The 18,531-nt window shown below is 44.4% G+C and carries 12 protein-coding genes and 1 pseudogene; 10 read left to right on the top strand and 3 right to left on the bottom strand.

Features of this window, described 5'->3' with window-relative positions; genetic code table 11:
* Positions 1 to 460: 460 nt before the first annotated feature.
* The 6 genes from RH89_RS23290 to rsgA all read left to right on the top strand — a co-directional run bounded on the left by RH89_RS23290 (position 461) and on the right by rsgA (position 7,012).
* A complete protein-coding gene (locus RH89_RS23290; RefSeq protein ID WP_004407340.1) occupies positions 461 to 1,381 on the top strand; it encodes a polyprenyl-phosphate transporter in 921 nt (306 codons plus the stop codon).
* Between the two features lie 285 nt (positions 1,382 to 1,666).
* The gene (locus RH89_RS23285) at positions 1,667 to 3,883 is read left to right on the top strand and encodes a M14 family zinc carboxypeptidase (protein ID WP_004407338.1); all 2,217 of its coding nucleotides are present in this window, start codon (positions 1,667 to 1,669) and stop codon (positions 3,881 to 3,883) included.
* Positions 3,884 to 4,164: 281 nt separating this feature from the next.
* Positions 4,165 to 4,599 (top strand): hypothetical protein, encoded by a 435-nt coding sequence (locus tag RH89_RS23280; protein WP_004407336.1) that lies wholly within the window; start codon positions 4,165 to 4,167, stop codon positions 4,597 to 4,599.
* Positions 4,592 to 5,197, top strand: coding sequence for an SCO family protein (locus RH89_RS23275; RefSeq protein ID WP_004407335.1), 606 nt, complete (start codon positions 4,592 to 4,594; stop codon positions 5,195 to 5,197). Before RH89_RS23280 ends, RH89_RS23275 begins: the two co-directional genes overlap by 8 nt.
* Before the next feature lie 4 nt (positions 5,198 to 5,201).
* A complete protein-coding gene (locus tag RH89_RS23270) occupies positions 5,202 to 5,684 on the top strand; it encodes a copper chaperone PCu(A)C (RefSeq protein WP_004407333.1) in 483 nt (160 codons plus the stop codon).
* Between the two features lie 284 nt (positions 5,685 to 5,968).
* Entirely contained in the window at positions 5,969 to 7,012 is a 1,044-nt protein-coding gene (rsgA, locus tag RH89_RS23265) for a ribosome small subunit-dependent GTPase A (RefSeq protein ID WP_004407331.1), read from the top strand.
* Positions 7,013 to 7,097: 85 nt separating this feature from the next.
* On the opposite strand, the gene RH89_RS23260 is transcribed toward rsgA, so the two are convergent.
* The gene (locus RH89_RS23260) at positions 7,098 to 9,401 is read right to left on the bottom strand and encodes a response regulator (RefSeq protein WP_158091130.1); all 2,304 of its coding nucleotides are present in this window, start codon (positions 9,399 to 9,401) and stop codon (positions 7,098 to 7,100) included.
* Positions 9,402 to 9,755: 354 nt separating this feature from the next.
* On the opposite strand from RH89_RS23260, the gene sstT reads away from it, so the two are divergent.
* Positions 9,756 to 10,964, top strand: coding sequence for a serine/threonine transporter SstT (gene sstT / locus RH89_RS23255; protein WP_004407328.1), 1,209 nt, complete (start codon positions 9,756 to 9,758; stop codon positions 10,962 to 10,964).
* A 49-nt stretch (positions 10,965 to 11,013) separates the two neighbouring features.
* Here sstT and RH89_RS23250 read toward each other — a convergent pair whose 3' ends face one another.
* Complete coding sequence (locus RH89_RS23250; protein WP_004407327.1) at positions 11,014 to 12,108, bottom strand: tetratricopeptide repeat protein; 1,095 nt, start codon at positions 12,106 to 12,108, stop codon at positions 11,014 to 11,016.
* A 460-nt stretch (positions 12,109 to 12,568) separates the two neighbouring features.
* Here RH89_RS23250 and glgX point away from each other — a divergent pair, with 460 nt between their 5' ends.
* Both glgX and RH89_RS23240 read left to right on the top strand, forming a co-directional pair.
* Positions 12,569 to 14,518, top strand: coding sequence for a glycogen debranching protein GlgX (glgX, locus tag RH89_RS23245; protein WP_004407325.1), 1,950 nt, complete (start codon positions 12,569 to 12,571; stop codon positions 14,516 to 14,518).
* A gap of 204 nt (positions 14,519 to 14,722) precedes the next feature.
* Complete coding sequence (locus tag RH89_RS23240; protein ID WP_004407323.1) at positions 14,723 to 16,498, top strand: diguanylate cyclase domain-containing protein; 1,776 nt, start codon at positions 14,723 to 14,725, stop codon at positions 16,496 to 16,498.
* Between the two features lie 12 nt (positions 16,499 to 16,510).
* Here RH89_RS23240 and RH89_RS23235 read toward each other — a convergent pair whose 3' ends face one another.
* Positions 16,511 to 17,506: an arginine deiminase-related protein gene (locus RH89_RS23235; protein WP_004407322.1), complete on the bottom strand. Its 996-nt coding sequence runs from the start codon at positions 17,504 to 17,506 to the stop codon at positions 16,511 to 16,513.
* 640 nt (positions 17,507 to 18,146) lie between these two features.
* Between RH89_RS23235 and RH89_RS23230 the strand changes: the two are divergent.
* Positions 18,147 to 18,531 (top strand): annotated as a pseudogene (locus RH89_RS23230) (ABC transporter ATP-binding protein); the annotation flags it as partial.

Genomic DNA, 18,531 nt, shown 5'->3' with positions numbered 1-18,531 from the left:
AACAGATCGCATATTGTGTTGACTTAATTGTCAGCAGTTGCAGTCGCTTTATCGACCATTGTCACAAAAATGAGAGTGATAAAAGAAATGTCATGAACATTTAAAAATATTATTTTAATACAAAGACTTATATTGATTTTATGGTTGTTTAGGCAAAAAAATAGCCAACCGCAATAGGGCGATTGGCTTATATTTTTTGTGAACAAATCGGGTTCACTAACAACGTCAGTTGGCTAGGTGACCCTCGGCTTTAATAAGGGTCACATGTATAAATGCAATGGGTGTGCCAACTTTTCAAAACTAAAATCTAAGTTACTGTAAATGACTCATTACTCAGTCGGAAAGTAGCGCCACCTCTGAACACAACTGACATACATCCTCATTAATATGTCGCTTTTCTTCATTGGTTTTCTATATCATAATCCATTCAACCTTTTATCGAAGAGAATGAACGACCTAAATGAATCTTTTAAAAACCTTTTTTAAAGGTGTTGCCATGGGTGCTGCAGACGTAGTGCCAGGCGTGTCTGGCGGTACAATCGCATTTATCACAGGCATTTACGACACGCTTCTGGAAAGCATTCGTCGTGTTAACCCTTCTATTATCGGCATTTGGAAAAGAGAAGGTTTTAAAGCCGCCTTCGACCACATCAATGGTTTGTTCCTTATCACTCTGTTCAGCGGCATCATTCTTAGTATTCTGACGCTTGCCAAACTTATCTCGTGGCTATTGGTTGAACATCCTATTCCACTTTGGTCATTCTTCTTCGGTCTGATCTTGATTTCAGTTGTGCATGTACTGAAACAGGTTGAGAAGAAGAACATCGTGACTGGCGTTTTCTTATTGCTAGGCGTCGGCTTTGCTTACACCATCACTGTCGTCAGCCCTCTTCAGATGGCGGATACCAGTTTGAATATCTTCATCGCAGGAATGATTGCTATCTGCGCCATGATTCTTCCTGGTATTTCGGGCAGCTTCATTCTTTTGCTGCTGGGTATGTATGGTCCTATTCTGGCTGCGGCAAAAGGATTACAGATCGACGTTCTGATGTTGTTCATGCTGGGCTGTGTAGTGGGTATTCTGAGTTTCTCTCATGTTCTTTCATGGCTATTGAAAAACTTCAGAGACTACACACTGACATTTTTGACAGGTCTTATGTTGGGTACCCTACCGAAAATCTGGCCATGGAAAGAGACAATCTCCTGGCGCACTAACTCCAAAGGGGAGCAGGTACCGGCGGTTCAACACAATCTGTCTCCGTTTGAATTCGAATCTGTTATTCAACAACCGTCTCAACTGACTCTTGCCATCGTAATGATGCTGGTAGGTATCGGGTTGGTTTGGGGACTGGAGAAAGTCGGTTCGCGAACTGAATCATAATTTCGATTTTCAAAGATCTTACCTAACCAATGCCAGTCAACGAACCTGACTGGCATTTTAATTTGAGGATTACGCCGCTTACTCCCCACCAGCTAAACACCTCCAGTTTACGAGGAATTTCTTCCCTCCAATATCTCACTTTTTTTGGAACAAACGGCTGATTTTTCAAAGTAAATTGCACAAATTGCGTCCACTTTTGAAACCCAAGCTTCCCTCACAATACTCTGACATTTGTCTATATTTCAGCCTTACCTTTTACCCTGACACCTCAGTCAGGAGAATATAATGAAAACGGAAAAAACAAAGAAAGTACTGCTTTCAGTCACTGCACTTCTGCCGACGATGATTGCAGCCAATCTCGCGTTAGCTGCGAGCCCGGATACACAAAAAATCGAAAGTTTGATACGTCAGGAAATGAACGATACTTCCAGTATCTACACAGTTAAGGCTCCAAACCCCGACTTGTATCGAAAAGCACTGATTTCACTCAAATCCAAAGTTCTCGAATCCGATGAGACTAAGATGACTTTCATCATGTCAGTGTCGGATGAAGAGAAAAACGACCTAACACGTCTGGGATTTAAGTTCTCTGATGCTCAGAACTGGATCAATAAGCGAAATGAGAAACTGGAAAAGAGAATCGACAACATTCAGCGTCGCGCTCGCTCTAACTCTGCCCCTCTGAATACGGGTCAGATACAAGGCATTCCTGGGTACTCTTGCTATGAAACGGTTGAAGAAAGCTATTCGGTAGCCAGAGGGTTTACCACCACCTACCCAAATCTTGCAGAGTGGAAAGACGTCGGCGATTCCTTTGAGAAGACTCAGAGAAATGGCGGTTACGATATTTTTGTACTGAAGCTGACGAATAAAGCTAAAGCTGGCAATAAACCCGCGCTGTACATTAACTCTGCGATTCACGCTCGCGAATATACAACTGCTGCGCTGACGCTGGATTTCGCCAGATACCTGTTAGAAGGGTATGGAAATGATGCTGATGCCACCTGGATCCTCGATCATCATGAAATTCACTTAATGATTCAGTCCAACCCCGATGGCAGAAAAATGGCAGAAAGCGGTCTGTCCTGGCGGAAGAATACCAACACGAATTATTGTGGACCAACAAGCAATCAGCGTGGTGCAGACCTGAATCGGAACTTTACCTTCAGTTGGAATAGCACCACAAACGGTTCAAGTGGTAATCAATGCGACAATACGTATCGCGGAACCAGCCCGGCATCCGAACCAGAAACCAAGGTTATCGAGGCTTACGCAAGAAACCTATGGCCTGACCGACGCGGTCCTAACATCAATGATGCTGCACCACTGGATACCAGCGGTATTCACCTCGATATTCACAGTTACAGCGAACTGATGCTCTGGCCATGGGGAGGAACCCAGCAAGCGGCACCAAACGGTCCTCAGTTACAAACTCTTGGTCGGAAACTGGCGTACTTCAACAACTACTACCCAACACAATCCATTGGTTTGTACCCAACAGACGGCACCAGTGATGGAGTGAGCTATGGCGAGCTGGGTGTGGCTGCGTTTACTTTTGAACTCGGTAAACAGTTCTTTGAAAGTTGCAGCAGCTACGAAAACAAGATCAAGCCCGACAACCTGAAAGCTCTGATTTACGCTGCCAAAGTTGTCAGAACGCCTTATGTCACACCTTCTGGTCCTGACACAACTCAAGTGAATATCAGTAACGGTGCGTCCGGCTCTGGCGTCAATGCCGGCACTCAACTCACTATAACCGCGACGGCTTCGGATACCCGATACAATAATCGCAATGGTACTGAACCCTCGCAAAACATTGCTGCGGCAGAGTATTACATCGATGTTCCGCCTTGGGACACTGCAAATAACCCGACACCGTTCACGCTGAACGCAGTAGACGGGTTTAATCAAAAAACAGAGCAGGTTACAGGAGTTATTGATACTACTGGCTTGTCCGAGGGTAAGCACATTGTATATGTGCGAGCGAAAGACTCACAAGGTAACTGGGGACCCATTACTGCTGAATTTGTGAATATTCGTTCGGGTGGCACCAACCCTCCCGCAACTGGCTACTGTGACACAAAGAGTGGCAATGCACGATATGAGTGGATCCAGCAAGTAGACGTAGGTAACTTCTCGCATCAGTCTAATGCAGCTGTCTACAGCGATCATACGGAATCTAAGATCAACAAATCCATAGCTGTCACATCGGGGCAAAACAACCTTACTCTGACTCCGGGGTATTCTGGAAGCACGTATCGTGAGCACTGGAAGGTTTGGATCGACCTGAATCAGGATGGTGATTTTGAAGACACAGGAGAAAGTGTATTTGCGACTTCATCCGCCGCTGCAGGGAGCGTAAACGGTACGTTCAATGTCCCAGATTCCGCTAAAAAGGGAAAAACAACCATGCGCGTTGTTATGAGCTACAACTCAATTAATAGTGCTTGTGGGACATTCAGATACGGTGAAGCTGAAGATTACACAGTGGATATTCAATAAGAGACCACGTGTAAACACTGTTCGGCTTAGCTTTTAGAATTAAGCAGGACACACTTAAAGGTTGTTATCAAAGGCTCTAAGCGCTCACGCTTAGAGCCTTTTTCTTTTCAGGTAGCTCGATCCAGCTCTCGATAAAGTATACGCAATCGTTTTGCTTATTTCCTTCGCCGATTTATTATTCGAATGAATACACGATAGTCACATTCTGACGTAAATACCCTTACGTACCGTATTCTATGTGCTAGCATTCACGCGTTTATAAATTAATAACTTAACCACACATGCTCCAAAGACTGATTCCTGTTTCTTTAATTTTTCTGGCTATGCTGGCAGGCTATTTCGCCCCGACCATACTGGCGCAGTTCTTACCTGATGACCAAGAAGTGGATCTTGCGGAATACTGCATGCTTTCGACTGAACCCTGCAAAACAGAAGGTGCCACCATTGTACTGGAGCACGACTCCACCAAACCGCTGGAGCCAACTCGTATTTTTGTTGTCTGGCCGGAAAGTACCGCGCAGTCTCTGACTCTTGAGATGGAAGGGCTTGAAATGGATATGGGGGTCGTTAAATTCCGGTTGGAAAATCAAGGGAATGGCAACTACGAAGGTGAACTCATGTTGCCCGTTTGTACTCTGGATGCCATGACCTGGTTAGGTAAACTCAGTAACGGTGATGAGAACGTAAAAACTGCAGTAAGGATGACACATGAATAAAAACTGGGCACTGGCGCTGGTTGTGGCTTTCGCACTTGGCGTTTCTTTAAAAGTATATTTTGATCAGCAGAGTGAATTAGTTAATCAGAATGTTCAGTCTGCTGACAGCTCTGTCACGCTTTTCGGAGCCGATGAAGCACCGGTTAACCTCTACGATCAGGCTGACAGCCGAGTTCGTGTCATTTACTTCGGTTTTACACGTTGCCCTGACGTCTGCCCTACTTCACTTGCGATGCTGGCAGGCGCACTGAATCAACTGGACGATGCGGATAAAAATCAGTTCAGACCGCTGTTTATTTCGCTGGATCCTGAACGAGATGCTCCGCAACTCGCCAGCGAATACGCTTCTTATTTTCATAAAGACATCGAAGGGCTTTCTGCACCTTTAGATGTTACAAAACCATTAGCCAGCAAATATGGCGTTATTTTTAGAAAGACCGAACTGGAAGGTTCTGCGTTGGAATACACGCTTGACCACAGTTCTTATTTCTACTTTTTGAAGCCCGATGGAAGTTTAATTACTAAAGTTCCTCACGCTCTTTCTCCTGCACCTGTATTGGCTGCTATGAAAGATATTTTAAAGGATAATCAAGGATAAGCTGATGAAACGTAAAGCTCTTCTACTTGCCGCTCTGACCCTTGCTCCAATGGTTGGCGCAGCGCATCATGATCACAACCACAAATCTGAAGGTTTGATGATTCACGAGCCTTATGTGCGTGCCACACCACCGAACGCGCCAACCAGCGCCGCATTTATGCATATCATGAACACTTCAGATAAAGACCGTGCCATTGTATCTGCTACAACACCTGTGGCGGGTCGTGTGGAACTTCACACAGTGATTACTGAAGGCGATGTAATGAAAATGCGTCAGGTAGACAGCATTGAGATCCCTGCTAATGGTGATGTTTCCCTGAAACCAGGTGGATTGCACATCATGTTGTTTGATCTTACTAAGTCCCTAAAAGAAGGGGATTCTGCAGATCTGACTTTAACTTTTGCAAATGGCGAAGTTAAAACCCTGAAAGCGCCGATTAAGAAGGTGATGTCAGGCATGAAACACAAGCACGACCATCATCACTAAGTTGCTAACGTAAAGTTTCGGCGATATGATGCACAGGAGCTCAAACAGAGCTCCTGTTTTATTTCTACCAAAGATAAGGAGACATGATGATTGTATTCAACACCCACCCGGCAAAAGAAAACGTTCGTCGATAAATTCATTAGCTTTTAATTCGCGATTCCTTTCTGTTGCCCGGTGATTCTCAGCCGGGGTCTATGCGTCTTTTCTGACGTACATCCAATTTAATTCGACCCCAATACCATTGTATATGGCGCATTCGTGTGCGCGTTGTCTGGGGAAGACAAATGAATTTAAACTACACTTTGCCACAACTTGGATGGCAACCATTTTTTCAACAACAACTAACTTTAGAAGACTACGAAGTTCACTATATTGCACGTGTTGCTGCTCATCACCGTTCTCAATATGAGGTGTGGACTGAGCAGGGTTCCGTGTTTTTACCTGTAACATCCAGTCTTCCTGAAATGGCAGTCGGTGATTGGGTACTTCTGACTTTAGAAAATCAGTTTGCCAAACTGCTTGACCGAAGTTCCCAACTTTCTAGAAAAGCGGCTGGAACTAAGGTTCAGGAGCAGTTAATTGCAGCAAACCTCGACACTCTGTTTATTGTGAGTTCACTGAATGCCGACTTTAATTTGAGCCGGATTGAACGTTATCTGGCACTTGCGAAAGAAAGTGGCATTCAGCCAGTCGTCGTGCTGACTAAGAGTGACTTAAGCGAGCAAACCGATGAGCTGCTTGCTCAGACACAGAAGCTAGATTCATTGATGACAGTGACCGCCATTAATGGTTTAGACGAACTGAGCGTCGAGCAGCTTCGTCCCTGGTGCAAAGCAGGTACCACGGTTGGCGTCATCGGTTCTTCCGGTGTAGGTAAGTCGACTCTGATCAATACGCTTTCTGGGAAAAACTCTCAAAAAACATCGGGAATTAGGGAAGATGACAGCAAAGGTCGACACACAACAACGTCTCGATCCATGCATCAGATACCTAACGGAGGTTTGATTCTGGACACACCTGGGATGAGGGAACTTCAATTAGCTGACTGTTCTCAGGGTGTGAGCATCACCTTTTCCGACATTGAAGAATTAGCGCTGCAATGTCGATTTAGTGATTGTCAGCATGGAAGTGAACCGGGTTGTGCCATCAAAAAAGCCATTCAGAATGGTGAGTTAGAGGAAAGGCGACTGAATAATTACTTTAAGCTTCTTCGAGAGCAAGAGCGCAATGGTGCGACTCTCGCAGAGCAAAGGCAAAAATTTAAGTCACTGACCAAGATGTATCGAAGCGTTCAGTCTCACCGCAGGCATCAGAAATCCATGGAGTGATGCCCGAGCCGGATTGAATTGTCTTTCTGAAAACAACAAGCCCACAGATTTCATTCTGTGGGCTTTTTTAGCGGATCTCATCCAGCTAAGATAACATTCGATGACTTTCCGATTTTTTCTCAGATGGTTTGGGATCTTTGACCAAAAACTCAAAGTTTGCGACGTGCTTTCTCAGCACCGTTGACAACTTGCTGAGATTAACGGGTTTGGACACAAAACCGTCCATCCCCACTTCAAAGCAACGCTTTTTCTCTTCAGCCAAAACATTTGCTGTTAAGGCAACAATTGGGACTCTGAGGCTGGAACTGGCTTCCATCTTCCGAATTGAATACGTTGCTTCAAACCCATCCATGACGGGCATCTGACAATCCATAAGAACCAAATCGTAATGTTCTATCGCGCACTTGGATACAGCAACTCTGCCATTCTCTGCAAGACTCACTTCAACACCGAGGCGCTCCAACATTTTCTTCATCACCACCTGATTGGAAACCTGATCCTCAACCAGAAGTACTTTCAGCATCGTCTTCATCGGAGACGGTTCATGTTCGCCAGAGGTGGCAACGGGTACCGATGGGCGCTCAAAAATAGCCCGAACCTTGTCTTCTAAATGGTTGGTTTCGTAGGGTCTAGCCAGACAAACATCCACACCGAATCTCATCGCTTCTTTGTGATCGAATTTAGACGATGAAATCATCATAATTGCAGGGCTGTGTTCTCCGATGTCTTTCTTGATTTTTTTCACAAAATCAAAGCTATCAAGGTAAGCCAGATCATGATCAATCACCAAGAGACGGTAAGGAAGCCCTTTCTTTAATGCAGTGCGAAGCATGGTTCCTACATGGCTGATGTCCTGACAACAGGTAGACTCCCACCCCATCTTATCCAGTTGAATCGAGGTGATTCGCATATTCAGACAGTAGTCATCCAGCAACAACACTCTCGGCTTTTCGTTGTCTTCATCACAAATGACTGGCTGCTCAACCGAATGAGAAAAGCGCAAAGTGAACGAGAAATGCGTGCCAATTCCAGGTTCACTGTCCAGTTTGAGCTGCCCGCCCATTAAGTGAATGAGATTGCGCGTGATCCCCAACCGGACACCTGCGGTTGCACGTTCCACATCCTGACTGTTTCCCTGATCGAATATTTCTTCCTGTTGGGATTTATCTATCCCTATTCCACTGTCTTTTACTTCGAAAAGGATGGTTTCTGAACTTTCATCGTAAGATAGATGCTGAACATCAAGAATGACGTAACCGTTATCGGTGTACTTGATGGCGTTAGAGAGCAAGTTACGTAACACCTGACGAATTCTGTTTTTATCACCAAGCAAGCGAGGGCTGATACTGGAATCTAAAGTACACTGGAAGAGTAAGTCTTTCTCTGTGGCTTTCGAACGGAACATGGCATCAATATCATCTACCAGATCATTGATGCTGAAGTCTTTCTTCACGATGTCTAACCGACCATTTTCGAGTTGGGACATGTCATGAATATCGTTGACCAGATCTTGTAGATTCCCTGTTGCCTTGTGGATGAGCTCACTGAATTCTTTAAGTTCTTGCTTACTGGGTTCTTCTTTTAGCAGCGATACCATTCCAACATAGCTGTTCAGCGAGTTTCGGATCTCATGACTCATTGTCGCCATTAACTCGCCTTTTCGCGCTTTGGCTATCTCTGCCTGCTGACAGCTGTCTGAAAGCTGAATGAAGGTTTCCCGAATGCGATCAACTGCGTTGTTGTAACGTTCGTTAAACTGAGTCACTTCGTCCTGAAACAGCCGAGAACGGAGGAGAATTTTGCGCGGGAGATTGTTTTCGTCGATTTCACCAACTCGTCTTGCCATCTGGCGAACTGGTTTTATGACGTTTTTCATTAAAACCACGTACCCCAACATGGACACAATAAGAGCAATAACTACCTGAGACAGAACCTGTTGAACTATCGAACCGATATCCCGAACCGTGCTTTCTGGCTTCGCGAGTGCGATCGTTAAAGTTTGTTCTGGTAAAAACTCGTCCTGTTCCAGAGTCCACGTGAGGATAGTCGACCTTTCCGACGAAAATAGCCCCAAGCGAAGTGCATCATCAACCGCAGGAACGACACTGATGCCATCCACTTCGGCAAAGCGGTACAGCTCTTTCACCACCATTTCCAGTTTGACGGCGTCTTGAATCAGGGCAAATTGTTGTATTTTAGGAATGAAATACGTATCAACTGACGCAAGTATGGCCTCTTTTCTTTCTGAGCTTGCCTTGTGTTCCCAAAACACGCTTGAAAGGGACGATAGCACCGCGAACAGAACACCTAAGGTGCACAACAGAAACAATGTCTGACGGGACAGGCCTAACCTAGCTTTCCAACTCAATACGCTACTTAAGATAGTCATTCGATAACCTTGTAACGTCTGCTTTTTATTCATTAAGCATAGTCTGGATTTCGCGACTAGATGAAAAACCAGTTGCTTATTGGTACTTTTTTAAACAGCTCAGAGTTTTCTTTCAGAGAATCAACCTGATGCGAGGTGAATCTGTTTTCAAAAAACTTAACTTTGGTTTAGTAAGGCGCTGAAGGCTAAAAATCAAAGAAACCATACAATTCAATAGATGCAACATATAAAACTACAATTAACATTATTATCTAATTTTTATTACATTAATAACTTTTATATTGTAGACAATAATACTGTTATCTATATCATCATCAATGATTATAAAAACACGATAGATTTACAGGAAATCTCATGAACAGTTCCTCCTTGTTCTTTCGCCTTGCAAACGGCAACCTCGTAATACAGATACTTCTTGGCATCACCTTTGGTGTTGCATTGGCATTAACTTCACCAGACACAGCAAAGCAAGCCAGCATGTTGGGTGAGCTTTTTGTTGGCGCTTTAAAGGCAGTCGCTCCCATTTTAGTCTTCATTCTTGTTGCTGCTTCTATTGCTAACCAAAAGAAAAACCAACACACCAATATGAAGCCCGTGATTGTGTTGTACCTGCTGGGTACATTCTTCGCGGCTCTGACTGCGGTGATCATGAGCTTTGCGTTTCCAACTTCTCTAACGCTGGTAGCGGGAGCAGAAGGCGCGACGCCTCCACAAGGTATTGCCGAAGTGTTGCATACCCTGCTGTTTAAGTTGGTTGATAACCCGGTCAACGCCTTAATGAACGCTAACTACATTGGTATTCTCGCCTGGGCTGTTGCTTTAGGCTTGGCGCTTCACCATGCTTCAGATACGACAAAAGCGGTATTTGAAGACTTAAGCCATGGTGTATCTCAGATTGTTCGCTTCATTATTCGCCTGGCACCATTCGGTATTTTTGGGCTGGTGGCATCCACATTTGCAAGCACAGGCTTTGACGCACTGTTTAGCTACGCGCACTTGTTGCTGGTCTTGCTTGGCTCTATGGCGATCATGGCATTGGTCATTAACCCACTGATTGTTTTCTACAAAACCAAGCAAAACCCTTACCCGCTTGTATTTACCTGCCTGCGAGAAAGTGGTGTGACGGCATTTTTTACCCGCTCAAGTGCAGCTAATATCCCAGTCAACATGAACCTGTGTTCGAAACTTAAACTGAACGAAGATACTTACTCAGTTTCTATTCCTCTAGGCGCGACCATTAACATGGGTGGAGCGGCAATCACTATTACGGTACTGACTCTCGCCGCTGTTCATACTTTAGGTATTCAGATCGACATTATGACGGCACTGTTACTGTCGATCGTCGCGGCTGTTTCAGCTTGTGGGGCATCAGGGGTTGCCGGAGGTTCTCTACTGCTTATTCCTTTGGCGTGTGGCCTGTTCGGGATTCCAAACGAAGTGGCGATGCAGGTGGTCGCGGTCGGATTCATTATTGGTGTGATTCAGGATTCAGCAGAAACCGCGTTAAACAGTTCTACAGATGTCGTCTTCACCGCCGCGGTCTGTAAGTCTATAGAAAAATAACCTAAAAAAATGCCTCGCAAATTTGCGAGGCATTTTTCTATCCGTTCTTTTAGGTCATTGCCTGAGTGTAATCAGGAGAGGCTGGCTTGGTTTCTTCTGTATTCTCGAGCGTTCGAACAACAAATTCGTCGCCATGAATTTCAGGAAAGTACTCTTCACGCTTATACATTTTATTCAAAGCTTTAATAATGGAGTGCTTTTTAATTTTCCCTTCATCCATCCGAGCTTGAATAGGCTTGGTTAGCCCCTGCAAACCAACAATTGCATCGATACCTATTGCATTGCCAATTTCGTCTCGACGCTTTTTCGCTTTTGCAAAGCCAGAATGTGCTGATAAGAAGAACCAGATGTATGCCAGAGCATTACCACGAGAGTCTGTGTCTGCCCACAACTCTCCGGCAAAGTACTGCGCTCTGCCACTTCCCGTTTCAGCTGCACGCTCAAGCCAGTATGTTGCTCGGGTTTGGTTTTGCTCGACGCCTTGCCCTTCCGCGTAATGACGACCCAGACGAATCATACCCTCAGTGGAGCCCTGTTGAGCCGCGCGATAGCTCCATTCAGCCGCCAGAGTCGCATTGGGATTTGGGTTGGATTCCGCAACGTGCCAGTCGCTCATGTATAGCTGGGCATCCATATTGCCTTCTTCTGCAACTTCTTCAATCAAGTCGATGCCTTTCTGCATATCCTGATCAATACCATGCCCTTTCAGTAAACATAGCCCCACTTCAAACTGGGCTTGCTTATCACCGCCACGTGCTTCAATCACCTTGTTCCAATATTTTCCTTTGAGGTTCATCATGTGATTATCACTAAAGCGGTTACACAAGCGAACCACGCTGTACATCGCGATTTCGTTGTCTGCATTTGCTGCACGCTCATACCAGTGTAAGGCTTCTCTTGGATTACCCAGTTCGGCTTCTTTGGCCAAAAACAACTGAGTTGGAATGTGCCCAGTCTCAGCCTTATAAACCCGCTCTTGATGTTCTTTGGCTTTTGATGCTTCCATCGCCTTTTTATATGCGGCTTCGCGAGCGATTTTTTCTTTCTCTTCCGCACGCTTTTTATTGCTGATGGTGATCATACCTATCCCGACTAAAACGAGACAGATTACGGATGCACCGATGGCGATGGTCATTACATTCATATGGGGCTGCTGCTGGTGAAAACAGGCTATAGTGTAACGGTTTTATTGTGTCATTTTTAGGGTGAATTGTTTGAAAAATTGTCTCTCGAGTTCTTTTTCGTATCTAGCTCATTAAAATCAGCTATTTATCACCTTCAGATTTTTGGTTCTATCCGCTGAACAAACCACACATTTTGATCAATTAACCCAAATCCCCCATACAAATTGTGATGTCGAACCCCTACTAACCGAGATAAAACTCAAAAATTTAAATCTCCTGGCGACATCAAACCGAAATACTTCTTCTCTAAAAAATAATGCTTAGTAAGGTTGACGAACGGTCATTAAAAATCATACTTAAATTATTACTCAAACCTATGCATATCAATAGGTAGCGCTGAGGAATGTTCTCGGCGTACGAATTGTAGGTATAGCGGAAAGCATTAACGCGAACCGCCAAAAACAAAGAACAAAACGAGATATGGAAACCAATAAAGCACATCCTTTTCCGCTTGGTGCAACCCTAGACTCGATGGGCTGCAACTTTTCGGTTCACGCACCTGATGCAGAAGACATTCAGCTCGCATTGTTTGATTCTGACGATGAATTTGTCTGCTACCCAATGAACAGTTTTCGACGGGGTATCAAAGCGGTATACATTGAAAATATACAGCCAGGTCAAAAATACGGTTACATCACGAACCACAATGATGAAGAATTACTGGTTTCTGACCCTTACGCCAAATCATTGAGTGCCCCTTTGCACTACGTTCCTCCATACACGTCAGAGAAAAGTTGGGAGCTTGCCAAAAGTGTGGTCATTCAAACCGACTTTGACTGGCAGGGTGTAACATCGCCTAACCGACCTCGTGAAGATTTGGTCTTATTTGAAACTCACGTAAAGGGGCTGACTCAGCTCCACCCCGAGATAGCAGAATCACAACAGGGGACTTATCTTGCTCTGGCTAGCAATCCCATGCTGGAATTCTATAAGAAGCAGAGCATCAACACTTTGCAGCTTCTTCCCATTGCCGCGTGCATGCATGAACCTCACCTGTTAGAGCAGGGAATGCAAAATTACTGGGGTTACAACCCTTTTGTCTTTATGGCTCCAGACCCACGCTATGCGGAAAAAAATGCTGTCACTGAGCTTAAAACCGCCATTCGCGAACTGCACCGTCACGGCATCGAAGTTATTCTCGATGTGGTTTACAACCATACTTCTGAAGGGGGTATTGACGGACCCGCATTCAACCTGAAAACTCTGGATACTCTTCATTATCTGTCTCATGAAGGACAGTTCTCCAATTACACTGGATGCGGAAATACTCTCGACCTCACCCACCAGCCAACCCTGAATTTGGTTATGGATACTTTGAGATATTGGGTAGAGGAATATCATATCGACGGGTTTCGATTCGATCTCGCCGCCACTTTAGGCAGAAACCGCGATCACTTTAATCACAAAGCTTCCTTCTTTCAGGCAGTTGGGCAAGATCCTGTTCTTCGGGAGACTAAACTCATTGCGGAGCCCTGGGATATCGGTCCTCACGGATATCAAGTCGGTGGTTTTCCTGACGGCTGGAATGAATGTAACGACAAATTCCGAGACATTAGCCGGAGTTTCTGGCGAGGAGATCAAGGCTACCTCAAAGAGTTTGCTACACGTTTAATGGGCTCCAGAGACATTTACTCAGCCAGTCGCTGGCCTGAAAAGCTCACCATCAACTACGTGACCTATCACGACGGTTTTACCCTTCAGGATTTGGTGTCTTATAAACACAAAAACAATCTGAAAAACGGTGAAAGTAACCGTGATGGACATGGAGATAACCGAAGCGCCAATTACGGAGTTGAGGGCGAAACGAACAATATGCTCATCAAAGCGATGCGCGAAAAGCAAAAACGCAATTTTATGGCGAGTTTGCTATTCAGTTTTGGCATACCGCATATTTTAACGGCAGACGTACTCTCCCATTCACAAGACGGTAACAACAACGCGTACTGTCAGGACAATGAACTGAGCTGGTTAAACTGGAACCTCACGGAAAACCAAAAACACTTCAAAGACTGGCTGGCAACCGTCATTGAGGGAAGAAGAAAATACATGATGCCTTTCGTTCGGGCTTTCAGCGGTGATACGCGAAACGATAATCGCGTCTCCTGGCTACGTACCGATGGAGAGGTAATGTCACACGATGACTGGAATGTGGTGAGTGCGATTGCCCTCCACCTTGGCATTGGCGAAACCGGTAACGAACTCTTGTACCTGATCAATCAGTCCAGTGTACCTGCCAGATATAAGTTGCCAGACTCCCAGAATCAACACTGGCAAATTATCTGCGATACGTCGTTAAACCATAAAGCCGACGAAGAGGTCTCTGGCGAACAATTAGTTACCCCCATGTCGCTTATGATTTTGCACAATTAACAATATTGGAGGCTTTCTGCCTCCAATTTAAAACTTAGATATACATCACATTAACATTTATAAATTAGCTCAACTCATTTCTTGTACAGATTTGTTAATTTCTGTTTGCAGTGCACTAATTTGCATTGAAGCACCATGAATTTAGGTCTAATATGACGAAAATAAAAATGGGATCTATGCCCAAATTTTAATAAAAAAACGTCTATGGCTTTACCAAAATTTCTAATCAGATTCATACGTCCGTTTATCGTATTTTTGATAGCGGGCATGTTCTATTTGGCTTATTTAGAACTGCAAAAAACAGAGGCACTGGCTTATCGACAGTCACAGGCCAACATTCGTACGGCAAGCTCGTTGATTCAGGCTCATTTGGAATCAACTGTCAGCAAGTTCTATATTCTTGAACAAACTTGGCTGGAAAAGGGTTTTCGCGAATACCAAAACATCGTTCGGCAAATATTGCTGGAAACGCCTATTTACTCAGATATTGTCCTGCATTCTGAATCGAAAGATCAGTATCGTTCCTATCACGGCACTTCTTTAACAAACAGCTCAGCCAAAACACTCACATGGAGAAAGCTTCACGATTATGGTGACGAATTCTACGTATCTTCTATTTACGAAAAAGAACCTGGTCACTGGGTGTTTGCCGTCAAACATTCCAATCCTAAGTTACTGTTTAACGTCTGGATTGAGTTTGATCTTCTCTATACCACTCAACATTTCAAAGACTTAAAAACTCTAGAAGATGGGTACGTGTTTGTTGTAGATGCTTCTGAGAAACGACTGGTTTTTCATCCCGATCCTAAGCGTGTAGGTACTCGCTCCATCAGCTATGGTGCAGGCATTGAAGATCGGGTAGACAGTGGCGTGCGGTACGGAAAGATTGAGTATTACTACAAAGGAGACAATAAAATATCGGTGTTCGATGCAGATAACGATCTTGACTGGGTGTTTGTATCCGGAACGGGTCGAGCAGACATTCTGGCCAGCTCCTATCAAATCAGCCTGACCGCGATTGTTTTTTCTTCCCTGTTATTTCTGACGGTTGCGGTTAACTACATCACTTTCCAGCTTAATCAGGACCTTGCCAAGCTGAATCGGGCTTCCGACCTGCTGGAGTTTAAAACCCAGATGAAGAACATCTTCAAGCGGTTTTTCAGTCACAATGGTGTCCAGTTATGCCTGTATGACTCCGATACTCATGCATTTTCTTCCATTGACTACCATGGCAATCTTAAAGTCATGCTGCAAAGTGAGTCACTTGCCAGTCGCTTAGGCAACCAGACGAATTTGAGCTATAAAACCGCAAAGTATGGCGATGAACTGGCGCAAAGCCTGAAAATCGATTCTAGGCACTACACCATTCCATTGATCAACCAAGGGGAACTCACAGGAGTTATCTATCTGTGTTGCAGTTTGCCAACCTACCGAACGTTGATTCTTTTGGTGCGAGATTTTACCCAAGTGTCGCTTTCTAATCTTATGCTGAATCACAAGCTCAAAAACAAAGATGGCATGACCAATCTGGACAACAAACCTCAGTTGTATCGACACCTGAGTACGACTGTGGATTCTCCAAACCGCTATCTGGCCTTTGTCGATATTGATAACTTCAAATCCATCAATGACACCTATGGCCATCAGTGTGGCGATCACGTCATTATTGAAGTTGCCAATACGATGCGGTCCCTGTTTTCTGCTCCCAGAGGCATCAGTGTTGCCCGCTACGGAGGGGAGGAATTCTGCATTCTGTTTGATGCATTAACCAGTCAGGAAGCGTTCGAAAGGCTGGAACATTTAAGGGATGAAATAGAGAACACGGATTACCGTTACAACGACATTGAACTGAAAGTAACGGTAAGTATTGGTTTGACCAAAGCAGAACAAGATCAACACTCGTCAATTGAGAGGGCTGATCTCGCACTGTACCGCGCTAAAGACACGGGGAAAAACCAGGTTATTATGAAGGCTGCTTAGGGTCTGTTGACCCTAGAGTGTAGCAACTCGTGGTGGCAGAAAGACTTCGCCAAGCATACAGCGAACGCTGCCGCCACCTATGGTCTCAATAGTAGAAACATCGAAAGGAAGCAGTTTGCCGTGCTGAGATAGCTGGGTACGTTGTGTGTCGCTGAATGCATTGTACGCAGACAAAGACATAGCAATCAGCTTATCGCCATTCACCGACTGTAGCTCAAGAATGTTTCCGCAAAACTGGTTCATCTGCTCAATACTGATGCTGATCACCTGACGATCTTTCGCTAGCGACTTCATCACGAAGCGGCGCTCGTATTCAGGGATAACTTCATCACAAATGACGCTAAACGACTCGCCAATCGCCATCATGACGTTGGTGTGATAGATAGGGTGCCCTGTTTCTGGCAAAGCGGTCTGAAAGCTAATCACCCTGTCGTAACCTATCTGTTCTGCATAGTCTTCCAAAACTTCTCGATCACAGCGTTGGGATAAAGCGGCATACAAGGTTCGGTTTATATGGTCTTTCACCATAACACCAGTGCTTTCTAAGTAAGCATGTTTATCTGTGTACTTAAGTAGGCTTTCGTTCGTGGAATGGACCTGCCTGCCAGACTGCTCTAAGGCTTCGATTAACGCATTGGAGCGAACTTCCTGTCGGCGGTTTTCACATGCCATTGGGAAAGTGAAGAATTCACCATTACCAGTTGTACTGAACCAATTGTTGGGAAATACAGCATCTGGCGTTTCGGTCTGACCTTCAGGGTAATCAAACTCAACCACCTGAATACCATTTTGTCTTAACGTCTTCACCATATTGTGAAACTCTGCCATTGCCTTTTCTCTGATAACCTCAGTAGATTCATTGACAGAATGCTGGAACTCATTGTCCTGGGCAGTTTCGGCGTTGAATGCAAATTCCTTTGGCGGAACCATAACAACACAGTTTGCATTTTGAACACCCTGCTCGCTACACAGGAGGGCATCGACATTATGATTTGGTGAATTAAACATGTTTTCCCTGACAACTTTGGATGGAACATATTTGAATTGTAAACACTATGTTAAGTGCTTTTTCACTGAATTCTCTTAAGTTTAGTCGACAAACTTGACCAAAACACTGCAAATTCATTAATTAACCAAAAATTTAGCTGTAAATCAGAGACTACAAAGTACAGCCTCACATCATAAATGAATAGTCATAACCTTCTTGAATATTCTGAATACCTTGCTTTTACCAATACATTTCTCTGATTATTCTGGTGGCTGCATCAAATTAATAAGTTTTTAACTAATGTATGTTTATGCTGATAAATTGCATTGAAATAGAGTACCGACAGATGTGAGACGTCAGCTAGCAGTTAGAAGAAAGAAGCTCAAAAAACACTCTATACGGTGCATTTAGTTGATTACATTGTGAAAGTATTGGTGTAAAGTGTGCCCCTCATGATTTCTTGTGGTGTGTACGAGAAATCAAGAATATTTCTGAGCTACTTCAATCTCTTATCTTGTCGTTGCTTATTCCAGTAGCCAGAAATACATGAAGAGCTCCTCTCCTCTTTATTAATTTCACTTAAACAAACTAAAAGTATTTTTTCAGTTGCGCGACTCCCTGCGTCTTATGCGGCGAGTGGTTTTCTATTAGGAAGGATCTATGTTCAAACTGTTCGAAAGCTTTACCACAGCTTTTCCAAAGGATGAGCCCGAACAGCCCCCAAAAGGTATATTCGCTTTTTGTAGGTACTACACGAGAGGGTATGAAATCCCACTCGTTATCATGGCGATTTTCGCGACCATTGTTGCCATTATCGAAGTTTCTCTGTTTGGCTTTATGGGCGAGTTAGTTGACTTACTCGGTCAAAGCGATCCAGAAACGTTCTGGCAGGAAAACAAAGACACGCTGATGTGGTTTGGTTTTCTGTTGATCGTTGCCATGCCTATTCTGGTATTGGTGTACTCACTGCTGACCCACCAGACTATGTTGGGTAACTACCCTATGTCTATTCGGTGGATGGCACACCGCTACCTGCTAAAACAGG

The sequence above is a fragment of the Vibrio nigripulchritudo ATCC 27043 genome (genome assembly GCF_000222685.1).
Taxonomy (GTDB): Bacteria; Pseudomonadota; Gammaproteobacteria; order Enterobacterales; family Vibrionaceae; genus Vibrio; species Vibrio nigripulchritudo.
Note: the sequence above shows the minus strand (reverse complement) of the source record. Positions and strands in the feature narration are given on the sequence as shown.

Excerpts from the sequence above, each read along its gene's own strand:
- sstT (WP_004407328.1), top strand. The coding sequence starts at position 9,756 with ATGAACAGTTCCTCCTTGTTCTTTCGCCTTGCAAACGGCAACCTCGTA.
- RH89_RS23280 (WP_004407336.1), top strand. The coding sequence starts at position 4,165 with ATGCTCCAAAGACTGATTCCTGTTTCTTTAATTTTTCTGGCTATGCTG.
- RH89_RS23285 (WP_004407338.1), top strand. The coding sequence starts at position 1,667 with ATGAAAACGGAAAAAACAAAGAAAGTACTGCTTTCAGTCACTGCACTT.
- RH89_RS23290 (WP_004407340.1), top strand. The coding sequence starts at position 461 with ATGAATCTTTTAAAAACCTTTTTTAAAGGTGTTGCCATGGGTGCTGCA.
- RH89_RS23275 (WP_004407335.1), top strand. The coding sequence starts at position 4,592 with ATGAATAAAAACTGGGCACTGGCGCTGGTTGTGGCTTTCGCACTTGGC.
- rsgA (WP_004407331.1), top strand. The coding sequence starts at position 5,969 with ATGAATTTAAACTACACTTTGCCACAACTTGGATGGCAACCATTTTTT.
- RH89_RS23235 (WP_004407322.1), bottom strand. The coding sequence starts at position 17,506 with ATGTTTAATTCACCAAATCATAATGTCGATGCCCTCCTGTGTAGCGAG.
- RH89_RS23270 (WP_004407333.1), top strand. The coding sequence starts at position 5,202 with ATGAAACGTAAAGCTCTTCTACTTGCCGCTCTGACCCTTGCTCCAATG.
- RH89_RS23240 (WP_004407323.1), top strand. The coding sequence starts at position 14,723 with ATGGCTTTACCAAAATTTCTAATCAGATTCATACGTCCGTTTATCGTA.
- glgX (WP_004407325.1), top strand. The coding sequence starts at position 12,569 with ATGGAAACCAATAAAGCACATCCTTTTCCGCTTGGTGCAACCCTAGAC.
- RH89_RS23260 (WP_158091130.1), bottom strand. The coding sequence starts at position 9,401 with ATGACTATCTTAAGTAGCGTATTGAGTTGGAAAGCTAGGTTAGGCCTG.
- RH89_RS23250 (WP_004407327.1), bottom strand. The coding sequence starts at position 12,108 with ATGAATGTAATGACCATCGCCATCGGTGCATCCGTAATCTGTCTCGTT.